At 57.3% G+C, this 13885-nt stretch carries 11 protein-coding genes; 10 read left to right on the top strand and 1 reads right to left on the bottom strand.

What is annotated here, in order from left to right; genetic code table 11:
• Positions 1–2 precede the first annotated feature (2 nt).
• From U9M73_RS10515 to U9M73_RS10505, 3 genes are read left to right on the top strand one after another with little or no spacing between them, the layout of a single operon-like run.
• Positions 3–731 (top strand): (Fe-S)-binding protein, encoded by a 729-nt coding sequence (locus tag U9M73_RS10515; RefSeq protein WP_036644777.1) that lies wholly within the window; start codon positions 3–5, stop codon positions 729–731.
• Entirely contained in the window at positions 728–2230 is a 1503-nt protein-coding gene (locus U9M73_RS10510; RefSeq protein WP_323077223.1) for a LutB/LldF family L-lactate oxidation iron-sulfur protein, read from the top strand. Before U9M73_RS10515 ends, U9M73_RS10510 begins: the two co-directional genes overlap by 4 nt.
• Positions 2223–2954, top strand: coding sequence for a LutC/YkgG family protein (locus tag U9M73_RS10505; protein WP_323079110.1), 732 nt, complete (start codon positions 2223–2225; stop codon positions 2952–2954). Before U9M73_RS10510 ends, U9M73_RS10505 begins: the two co-directional genes overlap by 8 nt.
• Before the next feature lie 21 nt (positions 2955–2975).
• Here the strand turns inward: U9M73_RS10505 and U9M73_RS10500 are convergent, their stop codons facing one another.
• On the bottom strand, positions 2976–3731 hold the full coding sequence (locus tag U9M73_RS10500; RefSeq protein WP_260071004.1) for a DeoR/GlpR family DNA-binding transcription regulator: 756 nt from the start codon (positions 3729–3731) through the stop codon (positions 2976–2978).
• A 256-nt stretch (positions 3732–3987) separates the two neighbouring features.
• On the opposite strand from U9M73_RS10500, the gene rhaB reads away from it, so the two are divergent.
• The 7 genes from rhaB to U9M73_RS10465 all read left to right on the top strand — a co-directional run bounded on the left by rhaB (position 3988) and on the right by U9M73_RS10465 (position 13804).
• Positions 3988–5445, top strand: coding sequence for a rhamnulokinase (gene rhaB, locus U9M73_RS10495; RefSeq protein WP_323077222.1), 1458 nt, complete (start codon positions 3988–3990; stop codon positions 5443–5445).
• Positions 5446–5511: 66 nt separating this feature from the next.
• On the top strand, positions 5512–6768 hold the full coding sequence (rhaA, locus tag U9M73_RS10490; protein ID WP_323077220.1) for an L-rhamnose isomerase: 1257 nt from the start codon (positions 5512–5514) through the stop codon (positions 6766–6768).
• A 65-nt stretch (positions 6769–6833) separates the two neighbouring features.
• Positions 6834–7679, top strand: coding sequence for a rhamnulose-1-phosphate aldolase (rhaD, locus tag U9M73_RS10485; RefSeq protein WP_407673977.1), 846 nt, complete (start codon positions 6834–6836; stop codon positions 7677–7679).
• Positions 7680–8504: 825 nt separating this feature from the next.
• The gene (gene araA / locus U9M73_RS10480; RefSeq protein ID WP_323077217.1) at positions 8505–9992 is read left to right on the top strand and encodes an L-arabinose isomerase; all 1488 of its coding nucleotides are present in this window, start codon (positions 8505–8507) and stop codon (positions 9990–9992) included.
• Positions 9993–10144: 152 nt separating this feature from the next.
• Entirely contained in the window at positions 10145–11245 is a 1101-nt protein-coding gene (locus U9M73_RS10475; RefSeq protein ID WP_009224225.1) for a GntR family transcriptional regulator, read from the top strand.
• 164 nt (positions 11246–11409) lie between these two features.
• Positions 11410–12105 (top strand): L-ribulose-5-phosphate 4-epimerase, encoded by a 696-nt coding sequence (gene araD / locus U9M73_RS10470; RefSeq protein ID WP_009224224.1) that lies wholly within the window; start codon positions 11410–11412, stop codon positions 12103–12105.
• 22 nt (positions 12106–12127) lie between these two features.
• Positions 12128–13804 (top strand): ribulokinase, encoded by a 1677-nt coding sequence (locus tag U9M73_RS10465; protein ID WP_036644640.1) that lies wholly within the window; start codon positions 12128–12130, stop codon positions 13802–13804.
• Positions 13805–13885 lie beyond the last annotated feature (81 nt).

The following is a 13885-nucleotide window of genomic DNA, read 5'->3' as shown; positions in this document are numbered from 1 at the left end:
ACATCAAAGTATCGATGTTCGCCACCTGCATCGGCGATGCGGTGTACCCGCGTATTGCGGAAGCAATGGCCCGTTTGTTGGCCCGGGTGGGGGTCCGGTTGGAATTCCCACAAGGTCAGACTTGCTGCGGCCAGCCGGCGTTTAACAGCGGGTATTGGGATGAAGCGCGGCGGTCGGCGGCTACGCTGCTGGAGGCTTTTGCGGACAGCGATTTTGTGATTGGACCTTCCGGCTCGTGTATCGGGATGATCCATCATTACCCGAAGTTGTTCGAGCACGACCCGGTGCGGCTGGCGATGGCTGAGGAACTGAAAGCGAAGTCGTATGAATTTACCCAGTTCCTCGTCCAGGTGCTGGGCGTTACCGATCTTGGGGCGGCGTTTCCGCATAAGGTCACGTATCATCCGTCCTGTCACGGCAGCCGGCTGCTTGGCATCAAAGAGGAGCCGATGGCGCTGCTGCAAAACGTCAAGGGCCTGGAGCTCGTCCCGCTCCCGTTTGCGGAGGATTGCTGCGGGTTCGGCGGAACGTTTGCGGTGAAGATGGCGGATATTTCCGGAGCGATGGTAGCGGAAAAGGCGGATCACGTGCTGGAAACGTCCGCCGAGGTGCTGACCGGTCTGGATATGGCCTGCCTGATGAACATCGCCGGTCATTTGCGTTACCGCCGCCAGCCGGTACGGGTCATGCACCTGGCCGAGCTGCTGTACGAGGGGGTGAGCGGGGCATGAGTACCGTTAAGGAACGTGCAGAGCTGGCGCTCAACAACGAATTTTTGCGCAAAGCGGTGCGCTTTACAACGGAGCGTCTACGGGACGGGAAACGCAAAGCGGCGGAGGACCATGGCAACTGGGAGGAATGGCGGGAACGGGGGCGGCAAATTCGCCTGCATACGATCGCGCATCTCGATTATTACTTGAATCGGTTTGCTGAGCAGGCCCGGACGAACGGAGCCCATGTTCATTTTGCCGAAACGGGGGAGGAAGCGGTGCGGATCGCTTTGGAGATTGCCGTCCGCAAAACGGCCCGCTCGGTCGTGAAGTCGAAATCGATGGTCAGCGAAGAGCTGCACATCAACCGGACGCTGGAGGAAGCGGGCATCGAGGCGGTTGAAACCGACCTGGGGGAGTATATCATTCAGCTTGCGGGGGAGGCACCTTCGCATATCATCATCCCAGCGATTCACAAAAACCGTTACCAGATCGCCGAACTGCTATCCCGCGAGGCTGGGGTAGAGCTGCCGCCGGAGACGAGTGTACTTGCCGGGTTTGTGCGCCGGAAGCTGCGGGAGAAGTTTCTCTCCGCGGACATTGGCATGACCGGATGTAACTTCGCCATCGCTGAAACGGGATCGATCGTGCTGTTCGAGAACGAAGGCAATGCCCGCATGGTGTCGACCGTGCCCAAAACGCAAATCACGTTTATGGGCATGGAGCGCATCATCCCCTCCTGGAGCGATCTGGAGGTGATGGCCACACTGCTGCCGCGATCGGCCACCGGTCAGAAGCTGACGGTCTACATGTCCGGCATCACCGGCCCACGCCGTGCGGCGGATGGAGACGGTCCGGAGGAGATGCATATCATCATCCTCGACAACGGCCGGTCCGAGCAGCTGGGCGATCCGGAGTTTCAAGAGCTGCTCAACTGCATCCGCTGCGGCGCTTGCCTGAATGCTTGTCCGGTCTATCGCCATATCGGCGGCCATGCCTACGGCGGAACGTACAGCGGCCCGATCGGAGCGGTGCTGACGCCGGCGCTCAACAAAAACGTAGCGGAATGGGACGATATCGCTTCGGCCTCCAGCTTGTGCGGCGCTTGTTATGAAGCGTGCCCGGTCAAAATCCCGTTGCACGACATGCTCGTTTACTTGCGGCGGCGCAAGGTTGAGCAAGGTTATGGCAACAAGCTGGAGACGGCGGGGATGAAGGGCTTCGCTGCGGTGACGTCCAGCGCCAAACGGTATCATCGGGCACTTAAGGCGGGGAGAGTTGCCCAACGGCTTGTCGTACGCAACGGGGAAATCCCGGCGCGCATCGGTCCGCTTAAGGGGTGGAACCGATATCGTGTTGCGCCAAGCCTGGCGAACCAGCCGTTCCGCGAGCGCTGGGATACGCTTCAGCATGAGCTGCGGGCTTCCGTTGCCCACACCGTGACCGCCCAGGCAGCACAGGAACGGATGAAAGCGGCACTGCAAAAGCGGGGGAAAGAAGGTCAAACCAATGATGGATAACGAATATAACGAATGGCTGAAAACAAAGGAAGCGGAAGCGCGGCAGAAGCAGGAGCAGTTTATGAATCGGATTGCCGGGAAGCTGAAACGGCCGCGGCAGCAGGAGGCACCGGTGCATCCGTTTCAGGGAGCGCCAACGTATTGGCGCGAGCTGGAATGGAGTCTGGAGGAGCGAGCTGCGCGCTTTGAGGAGAATTTTACGGCAGCCGGGGGGCATGTTGCACGGCTTCCCGATCTTAAGGCGGCCAAGGCGTTTATCACGGCCAAAGCGCAAGAGCTTAGCGCCCGTTATGTCCTGCGCCAGGACGATCCGCTACTCACGGAGCTCGGGCTGGATGAGGCGCTTGCCGCCGAAGGGGCCCGGGTGTCCGTGTGGAACGGGCATCGTTCCGAGGCGTGGATCGCTCGGGCCGCAGAGGCGGACTTCGGCATCGTGGCGGCGGACTATGCCGTCGCTTACACCGGTTCGCTGGTCGTTCAGTCCGCGGCGGAGAAAGGGCGCTCGGTCAGCTTGCTGCCGACAGCGCTGTTCGCCATCGTCCCCGTAGAGCGGCTAAAAACCCGCCTGGGCGAGGTGCTGGAGACGTTTGATGCGGCCGGGCGAGAAGCCCTGCCGGCCGGCATCCACTTCATCTCCGGCCCCAGCCGTTCAGCGGATATTGAAAACGATCTCACGATTGGGGTGCACGGCCCGGGCATCGTGTTCGCCCTGCTGGTTGGTTAAGCCGAGAGAGGACATCGTGCGCTAATACAGGACTTCGATGTTCTTGCTTTGCAGCAGCTCCAGCCAAGCATCCGAAGGGCGCTGGTCGGTGATTAAATAATCGATCTGCTCCCAATCGGCCAGCTTGATGAAGGCATTTTTGTCAAACTTCGTATGGTCCGCCAGCAAAATCACTTTGTCGGCATGGCGAAGCATATGCTTCTTCAACTCGCATTCCGGCTCATTGGAATCGGAGATGCCTTTGTCCGGCGTCATGCCTTTGCAGCTGATCACCGCGGTGTCAACGTTGTATTTCTGCACCGTTTCCTGGGCGGCGGGACCGACCAGCGACAGGGAACGGGCGCGCAGCGAACCGCCGGTGGAGATGATGTTCAGGTTCGCGCTGGCGAATTCGTGGAGGACGCTGACAGAATTGGTGATGACGGTGATGTTGTTCTTCGAATGCAGCGTCTTCAAAAATTCAAAGCAAGTCGAGCTGGGATCAACCATCAGCGTGTCACCGTCGTTCACCAGATCGATGGCCTTCAGCGCGATAGCCCGCTTGATCTCCACGTTCAGCGTGTTCCGCGTCGTATACGGCAAATCTTCGTTCGTATGCCGATTGAGCATCGCACCGCCGTAGGAACGGGTCGCGATTCCTTCTTTCTCGAGCTTTTCCAAGTCACGGCGGATGGTCTCCTCCGTTACTTCGAACATCCGGCTGAGTTCGGACACCAGAACACGCTTGTCCTGATACAGCAGGTCGATGATTTTTTGCTTGCGTTCTGCCGCCAGCATGGCGTTCACCTCGGGATCCGTTCTTATTGTCAAGACGCGAGAGCCTTGATTCCTTCCCATCATAGCGAGAAAAAGGGGCGCTTGGCAACCGGTTTTGAGGAAGCGGGCAGGTGCGGCGAGTGGAGTTTCTTCACGGAATAGACAAAAACAAAAGAAAAACAACATAATATTTCTTTGTTTGTGTTGACTTCAAAAGCAAACAGACATAGGATGAAATTAGGAACAGGCAGCATTCCAGAGCGAGGTGCGCTTAGCGATGAGAGATTACGTTGCCGTGGATATCGGCGCCTCCAGCGGGAGGCTGGTAAGGGGAACCCTGCAGGACGGACAATTGTTGCTGCAGGAAATCCACCGGTTTGATAACGGGTTTTCTGAGCGTGACGGGCATTGTTATTGGGATATCGACCATTTGTACCGGGAAATTCTCCGCGGCCTGCAACAGGCGAAAAAACTCGGAATCGGCCGTTGCACGCTGGGCATCGATACGTGGGCGGTGGATTATGCGCTGCTGGACGGGGAAGGAGAGCGGATCGGCGAGGTGTACGCTTATCGTGATGCCCGGACGATCGAGGCGGTCCCCCAGCTACACGCGGTTATCCCGTTTTCACGGATCTATGAGAAAACCGGGATTCAGCATTTGGCCTTTAATACGCTGTATCAGTTATATGCGCACGATCGTGAGGAGCTGGCGAAGGCCAAGCACATCTTGCTTGTGCCGGATTATCTCTATTATTTGTTGTCCGGGAAGCGGATCAGCGAGATGACCAACGCCTCAACTACCGCTTTGTTGAATCTGCAAACCCGCGACTACGACCCGGAATTGCTCGCGCTGCTGGGGCTGTCCCGGTCGAAGTTTCCGGCTCTGACGGAGCCCGGGACGCGGCTGGGGTCAATCAAATTGGAGCTGGTCCGGGAGTATGGGCTGCCCGAATGCGAGCTGATCGTGGCGGCAACGCATGATACGGCTTCCGCCGTGCTGGGCGTTCCAGCCAGCGGCGATTCGTGGGCATATCTCAGCAGCGGGACCTGGTCGCTGATCGGGGGAGAGCGGCAGACGCCGCTGGCAACGCCGGAAGCGATGGAGCGCAATTATACGAATGAATGGGGCGCGTACGGCACGTACCGTTTTTTGAAAAACATCATGGGCATGTGGCTGATCCAAGAGGTCCGCAAGGATTACGGAAAACAGCACAGCTATGCGGAATTGGTGGAACTGGCCGAGGCCGTGACGCCGTTCCGTTCCTTGATCAACTGCAACGATGACCGTTTCCTAAATCCTGCGCAGATGACCGAAGAAATCCGGCAGTATTGCAAGGAGACGAGTCAGCCCGTTCCGGATACGCCGGGTGAGTTGGCGAGGTGTATTTTTGACAGCTTGGCCTTATCGTACGATGTTTACCTGCGGGAACTTGAACGGCTGACCGGACAAAAGCCGGAGACGCTTCACATCGTCGGCGGCGGCGCCAACAATGAGCTGCTGTGCCAATGGACCGCGGACGTGGCGGGCATTCCGGTAGAAGCCGGGCCAACGGAGTCCACGGCGCTGGGGAATCTGTTGGTGCAGATGATCAGCAGCGGCGCGATTCGCGATATCGGCGAGGGGCGTGAGCTGATTCGGCGGTCTTTTCCGATTCGGACGTATGTTCCTCGGGGGACTCATGCCGGTGAGATTGCAGAGGCACAAAAACGGTTCGCGGATTTGCTGGCGCGGTGACGATTGGATCGACGATTAGAGTATTGGGCGGATAGATAGATTAGTTATGCCAAAGGAGGAGCAAACATGGACAACGCGATTCAAACCAGCTACAACGAGGCGAAAAAGCTGTATGAGCGCCATGGAATTGACGTCGACGCCGCGCTGGCCCGGCTGGCTCAAATCAAAATTTCGCTGCATTGCTGGCAGGGGGATGACGTTAAGGGATTCCTTCATAAGGATCAGGAGCTGGGCGGCGGCCTGGCGGTTACCGGCAGTTATCCAGGCCGTGCGCGGACGCCGGACGAACTGCGTCAAGACTTGGACCAAGCGCTTCGCTTGATTCCGGGTCAACATAAGGTCAACCTTCACGCGATTTACGCGGATACGGATGAACCGGTTGAGCTGGACGCGCTGGAGCCGAGGCATTTTGCCGGTTGGGTCGATTGGGCGAAGGAGCGGGGGCTGGGGCTGGATTTTAACCCGACCTGTTTCTCGCACGAAAAAGCCAAGGACGGGTTTACGCTCAGCCATCCGGACCCGGAAATTCGCAAGTTTTGGATCGACCACTGCAAGGCGTCGCGCAAAATCGCTGAATCGTTTGGGCGGGCGCTTGGGCAGCCTTGCGTCACCAACGTCTGGATCCCGGACGGCTTCAAGGATTCGCCGGTGGATCGGCTTACGCCGCGGGCCCGTTTGATGGAGGCGCTTGATGAAGTTTTTGCCGAGCAGATCGACGAAAAGTACAACATTGACGCGGTGGAGAGCAAGCTGTTTGGCATCGGCTCGGAAAGTTATGTCGTTGGCTCGCATGAATTTTACATGGGCTATGCGTTGTCCCGGGGCAAGGCGGTCTGCTTCGACGCCGGCCATTTCCATCCGACGGAGACGATCTCCAACAAGCTGTCCTCCTGGCTGTTGTTTGGCCGCGCACTGCTGTTGCACGTCAGCCGTCCGGTGCGCTGGGACAGCGATCACGTTGTGACGATGGACGACGAGCTGCTGGAAATCGCCCGCGAGTTGGTGCGCGGGGAGCTGCTGGATCGCACACATATCGGTCTCGATTTCTTCGATGGCAGCATCAATCATATCGCGGCTTGGGTCATCGGAACGCGCAACACCCAAAAAGCGCTGCTGCGAGCGATGCTGGAGCCGATTGACACATTGAAGCGGCTGGAGCTGGACGGCGACTACACGTCCCGGCTGGCGTTGGTCGAAGAGTTTAAATCGTATCCGTACGGAGCGATTTGGGATTACTTCTGCGCTTCGCAAGGTGTGCCGGTGCGGGAGGCGTGGCTGGCAGACGTGAAAAACTACGAGACGAAGGTGCTGGCGGCGCGGTAACGAAAGCATCCGCATTTTTTAAGCATTATATACTTGAGTAAGGAGAGGAACCTACTGTGAGTACGATGTTATCGGAAGTGGAGAAAGGTTGGCGGATCCCGGGATTGGAAGTCCCGTTTATCCGGGAGATGGCGGAAATCACGTACCATATGTGGCGGCTGGGCTGGGATGAGCGCAACGGAGGCAACATCAGCTATCTGCTCCATGAGGCGGAGGTAGAAAAATATATAGGAACCGCCTCTGCTTCGGAGCGTCGAAAGCTGCCGCTGACGTTTCCGGTGAAGGAGCTGGCGGGACGATATTTTATCGTGACGGGCACGGGCAAGTATTTCAAAAATGTGATCTCCGATCCGGAGGCGAACTTGGGCGTGCTGCGAGTGGCTGAGGACGGCGACCAAGTCGAGGTGCTGTGGGGGCTGCGTGACGGGGCGGTACCCACTAGCGAGTTGCCGGCGCATTTTATGAGCCATATCGAGCGCTTGAAGGTGGATCCGGCGCACCGGGTCATCATGCACTGCCACGCCACTCATGCGCTGGCGATGACGTTTGTCCATGAGCTGGACGAGAAAAAGCTGACGAAAACGCTGTGGGAAATGTGCACGGAATGTCTCGTGGTGTTCCCCGACGGTATCGGGATCGTGCCGTGGATGGTGCCCGGCAGCCCGGACATCGGGCGGGCGACGGCCGAGAAGATGCGCGAGCACCGAGTCGTGATTTGGCCGCAGCACGGGATTTTTGGCACTGGTACGACGATCGACGAAGCGTTTGGCTTGATCGAGACAGTGGAGAAGGCTGCGCAGATCTACATGCTGCTTGGCGACCGCCCGGTGCTGCAAAAGATCACCGACGCTCAGCTGCGCGACCTGGCCGCCGCGTTTGGCGTGACCCCGCAGCCGGGGATTTTGAGCTAACGGGTGGAAGAGCAGAAGCTAGGGGCAAAGGATAATAAACGGAGCTGTAAGTGGTGAACAAGTAGGATAGTGATAGGGAGTTAGAATAGAGGAGAGAACTAAAGTAGAAATGTACAGAGAACGAAAACGGACTCCCGTTGCATGGGGGCTGTTTTTGTGCGTGATGAGGCTGCCTCGAAAGGAACTTGATGGTAACGGACACAGGGGACGTTATTCAAGCCAATTTGAAGGATTTTTCAATTTAACGGACCGAGGGGCCCTTATTTCGCATAAATAGCAGCTATATGGGCTCCGTGAGGCTGAATAAAGTCCATGGAGTCCGTTACAACGGGAAATATCCGGGTAATGGCAAATAAGGTCTTTTAGGTCCGTTTTGTGCCGGCCCCAGTTCTTTGATGAGTTTGCGCAGCGCTGCCGGTGTATGGGGATGCTCCCGTAATAGCGGGAGGACTGCCCACCAGCGTCCGCAATTGCAACCGAAATTTTTTCTTTGGATACATCTAAACCGACGAATTTTGTGGTAGACTGCATAGTATCAGCTCTCCTTTGCTATGTAGCTCTGAAATGGTTTGGTTTATCACTATCCATTTTAACCTACGAGATGTAGCAATTTGGAGGGCTGTCTTTTGTTTACGTTCATCTTAGCTAGCGCTTGATGGTGTTTTGCGAATATCAATTTCGTGAACCCTATTGTCAATTGAAGCAGAGGGAAGTACAATGAGGGTAATTCAACTTGTACGTACAATTAGTGAATGAATGTCGGAAAATCCAATATGGTATGTACAAGTTAATGAGCAATCATTTTTCATAAGGAGGCGCTTTGGCATGAAATTGAAACCGCATTCTTTTTGGTTCGTGACTGGAAGCCAGCATTTATACGGCCCTGAAACGCTGGAAGAGGTAGCGGGCCACTCCCGCATTATCGCAGAACAACTGGACAAAGACCCGGCGATTGGGTTCCCGGTGGTGTTTAAACCGATCGTCACGACGCCGGACGAGATCTATAAGCTGATTCTGGCCGCCAATGGCGACGAGACTTGTGCGGGGATTATCACTTGGATGCACACGTTCTCGCCAGCTAAAATGTGGATCGCCGGCTTGTCCCAACTGCAAAAACCGCTGCTGCACTTCCATACGCAGTTTAACCGCGATATTCCGTGGGAAACGATCGATATGGATTTCATGAACCTGAACCAATCAGCCCACGGTGACCGCGAGTATGGGCATATCGGTGCCCGGCTTGGGATCAACCGCAAAATCGTGGTCGGGCATTGGGAGGACGAGGAAGTCCGTGCGTCGCTGGCGGGCTGGATGCGGACGGCGGTCGCTTATGCTGAGAGCCGGCAGCTGAAGGTAGCGCGCTTTGGCGATAACATGCGCGAAGTGGCGGTGACCGAAGGTGACAAGGTCGAAGCGCAAATCAAATTCGGTTGGTCGGTGAACGGGTATGGCGTTGGCGATCTGGTGCAGGTGCTAAATGAAGTTACCGATGCGGAAGCCGAAGCGCTGCTGAAAGAGTATGCCGAGCAGTACACCATTACGCAAGCCGGTTTAAGCAGCGGGCCGATTCGCGACTCCATCGCATATCAGGCGAAGCTTGAAATCGCCATGAAACGGTTCCTGGAGCAAGGCGACTTTGGGGCGTTCACGACGACGTTTGAGGATCTGCACGGACTCAAGCAACTCCCGGGTCTGGCTGTGCAGCGGTTGATGGAAGCCGGGTACGGTTTTGGCGGGGAAGGCGACTGGAAGACTGCAGCTCTGACTCGTGTGCTCAAAGTGCTGGCAAACAACAAAAGCACCTCGTTTATGGAGGATTACACGTATCATTTTGAGCCGGGCAATCACATGATTCTGGGCGCGCACATGCTGGAGGTGTGCCCGACGATTGCGGCGACGAAGCCGACGATTGAAGTGCACCCGCTGGGCATCGGGGGTAAGGCCGATCCGGCGCGGATGGTGTTCGACGGCCAGGCGGGTCCGGCGGTTAACGCTTCGCTTGTTGATCTGGGCCATCGCTTCCGGTTGCTGGTCAACGTGGTGGACGGCGTGAAGGTGGAGAAGCTGATGCCGAAGCTGCCGGTGGCCCGCGTATTGTGGAAGCCGCAGCCTTCGCTGCGCGAATCGGCGGAAGCGTGGATTTTGGCCGGCGGGGCGCATCATACGGTGCTGTCTTACGCGATTACGGCCGAGAACCTGTCCGACTGGGCGGAAATGGCCGGCATTGAAGCGGTGATCATCGACAAGGATACCTCGGTACCGCGCTTCAAGAACGAGCTGCGCTGGAGCGATGCGGCTTACCGGTTGCGCTAATCGCAGTGGCAGTTACGCGAGTCGCAGCTGCGTGACGTGAATCAGGCTTGCTTTTGGATAAGGTGTGGAAACAGCCCTCTGCGTTCGCCCGGCCTATGTTACAATAACGGGTAGTAAAGAGAACGGTGGCATTGGTGAAGGGTGGACGAAACATGAACGACCGGAAAATTCCGAAATATATGCAGCTGAAAAACGAATTATTGTCTTGGCTCGAGCAAGGAAAGCTTCAGCCCGGAAAACAGGTTCCGTCGGAGAACGAGATTGCCGAGCAGTTTGGCTTAAGCCGGCAGACGGTTCGGCAGACGTTTGGCGAACTGGAGAAAGAAGGCTGGCTGGAGCGTATCCAGGGCAAAGGCACGTTTGTCCGGCATCCCGGACGGCGGGAGGGCGAAGCGGTGAAGACGATCGGCATTATGACGACGTATATTTCCGATTATATTTTTCCTCATATCGTTCGAGGGGCGGAGGCGGAGCTGCGCCAGCATGGGTATCGGCTGCTGCTGTCCAGCACGGACAACACGAAGGAGAAGGAAAGGGATAGCCTGCAGCTCATGACGAGCCAACCGCTCAGCGGACTGATCATCGAGCCGACGAAGAGCGCGGAGGGGAACCCGAATTTGGGGTATTTTTTGGAGTTACAGGAGAAGGGGATTCCGTATTTGATGATCAACGCGAGATACCCCGAGCTCGAATGTCCGTGCCTGAAGGTGAACGACGAGGCGGGAGGCCGGAAAGCGGCGCTGTACTTGCTGGAAAAAGGGCACCGGCAGATCGCCGGATTTTTCAAAAGGGATGACCTGCAGGGCGTCAACCGGCTGAAGGGGTTCCTGTCGGCCCATCGGGACTTTGGGATTGCGGTGTCGCCGCAGCATGTGGTGACGTTTACGACGGAGCAAAAAGGCGACTATATCTATCAAAAAGCGCTGGAGCTGCTGCAAAAATCGGAGGATCGGCGGCCAACGGCATGGGTGTGCTACAACGACGAGTTAGCGGTGCGGCTGATGGACGCTGCCGCCGCGTGCGGCTTGCGGATTCCGGAGGATTTGTCCGTCATCGGCTTTGACGATTCCAGCCTGGCGGCGGCCTCGGGCACGAAGCTGACGACGCTGACCCACCCCAAAACGGCGATGGGCGAGCTTGCCGCCCGCCAGCTGATCGGGATGATCGAGCGGGGGGAAACGCCGGGCGATACGGTGTTTGAACCGGAGCTGATTGAACGGGATTCGGTGCTGGAACGAACGGTTTTGAAATAAACTGGAACGAGAGAACGAACGGGAACTAGACAACTTGGCGGTGTCACCGTCCTGCTGAAGTTTGGCGGGCGGTGCCGCTTCGGTTGAAACAGGTGCTTGGTAACTTGTACGTACCTTTTGTTATGTTGGATGACATGGGATAAGGAAAGGGGACGAAGCTTGCGATGTTGGAAGCCTTAAAACAGCAGGTGTGGGAAGCCAATTTGGAGCTTCCGAAGTATGGACTGGTCACGTTTACGTGGGGAAACGTCAGCGGGATCGACCGGGAAAGCGGATTGTTTGTCATTAAACCCAGCGGCGTGCCGTATGAGGAATTAAAGCCGGAGCATATGGTCGTGGTCGACCTGGACGGCAACGTGGTGGAAGGGAATCTGCGCCCGTCCTCCGATACGCCAACGCACCGGGTGTTATATCGCGAATTTCCTGACATCGGCGGGGTTGTGCATACGCATTCGCCGTGGGGAACCAGCTGGGCCCAGGCAGGGCGGGCGTTACCGGCGTATGGAACGACGCATGCGGATTATTTTTACGGTGAGATCCCGGTAACGCGGCCGATGACACGAGCCGAAATTGAAGGCGCTTACGAGTTGGAAACAGGCCATGTGATCGTAGAGCGGTTTAAAGAGCTGGGGCTGGATCCGAACCAGGTGCCGGGAGTGCTTGTGCATTCGCACGCGCCGTTTGTCTGGGGCAAGGATGCGCATCATGCGGTCCATAATGCCGTTGTGCTGGAAGAGGTGGCGAAGATCGCCGCCCGGATGGAGCAGATCAATCCGAATACGCCGGCGATGGATCAGGCGCTGTTGGACCGGCATTTTTTGCGGAAGCATGGAGCCAATGCCTATTACGGGCAGAAATAATGGGATGCAGGGAGGGGTTACGATGAGCAAGGGGAAAAAATACACGATTGGCATCGACTACGGCACGCAGTCCGGCCGCGCCGTGCTGGTGGATTTGTCGGACGGCCGCGAGGTTGCCGACCATGTGACGCCATATCCGCACCATGTCATTGATGAGCGGTTGCCCGGATCTGGGATTAAGCTGGAGCATGATTGGGCTTTGCAGCATCCCGGCGATTATCTGGAGGTGCTGCGGCGCTCGGTGCCTGCGGTGCTCCAGGAATCGGGAATCGATCCGGCGGATGTGATCGGGATTGGCATTGATTTTACCGCCTGCACGATGCTGCCGGTGGATGCGCAAGGCCAGCCGCTGAGCTTCGATCCGGCGCTGGCCGATAACCCGCATAGCTGGGTGAAGCTGTGGAAGCACCATGCGGCTCAGCCGGAGGCAGATAAGATCAACGCGATTGCGGCGGAGCGGGGAGAAGCGTTTTTGGCGCGGTACGGGGGGAAGATCTCGTCCGAATGGATGATTGCGAAGGTATGGCAAATCCTCGACGAAGCACCGGAGATCTACGAGAAAGCGGATCTATTTCTGGAAGCGACCGACTGGGTCATCGCGCAAATGACCGGCAACATCGTCCGCAACAGCTGTACGGCGGGCTACAAAGCGATTTGGCATAAGCAGGACGGGTATCCGAGTAAGGAGTATTTTAAAGCGCTGGATCCTCGGCTGGAGGATCTGACGGATACAAAACTGCGCGGCGACGTGATTCCGCTGGGGACGAATGCAGGCGGACTGCTGCCGGAGATGGCCGAGATGATGGGCCTGACGCCAGGCATCGCCGTGGCGGTGGGCAACGTGGACGCGCATGCAGCCGTGCCAGCTGTCGGTGTTGTCTCGCCGGGCAAGCTGGTTATGGCGATGGGGACCTCGATTTGCCACATGCTGCTGGGGACGGAAGAAAAGCAGGTTGAAGGCATGTGCGGCGTGGTCGAGGACGGAATCATTCCGGGCTTGTACGGCTATGAAGCCGGGCAGTCGGCTGTGGGGGATATTTTTGAATGGTATGTTGAAGAAGCGTTGCCGGCGTACGTGAAGGAGGCGGCGGAGAAGGAAGGATTGACTGTGCACCAATGGTTGGAGCGGGAAGCCGCTGCGTATCAACCGGGGCAAACGGGCCTGCTCGCGCTCGATTGGTGGAACGGCAACCGGTCTGTGCTGGTGGATACGGATTTGACCGGGATGATCCTGGGGATGACGCTGCTGACCAAACCGCAGGAGATTTATCGGGCATTGCTCGAGGCAACGGCTTTTGGCACGCGCAAAATTATCGACGCGTTTGTTCAAAACGGCGTGCAAGTTGACGCGTTGTATGCCTGCGGCGGATTGCCGCAGAAAAACCGCCTGCTGATGCAGATCTATGCGGATGTGACGAACCGTGAGATTTTTGTGGCAGATTCCAAGCAGACACCGGCCCTCGGCGCGGCGATGTTCGCAGCAGTAGCTGCAGGCGCGGAAGCGGGCGGCTACGATTCGATCCTAGATGCCGCCGAGAAAATGGCCCGCGTCAAAGAGGAAACGTTCAAGCCGATCCCGGCACACGTGGAAGTGTACGAGAAGCTGTATCAGGAATACAGCCAGCTGCACGACTACTTCGGCCGCGGCGAAAACGACGTGATGAAGCGGCTGAAGCGAATCAAGCAAGCGGCGGAGTAAGAGTGGGAGTAAGCGGGGCGAAGGAGTGGCTGGCCTGTCAAGGACTGTGCGCCTCGCCCACCTGTTGTTTATGCAGAAGGT

The organism is Paenibacillus phoenicis, assembly GCF_034718895.1.
Taxonomy (GTDB): domain Bacteria; phylum Bacillota; class Bacilli; order Paenibacillales; family Paenibacillaceae; genus Fontibacillus; species Fontibacillus phoenicis.
This window is presented reverse-complemented; position numbering and strand designations above follow the sequence as displayed.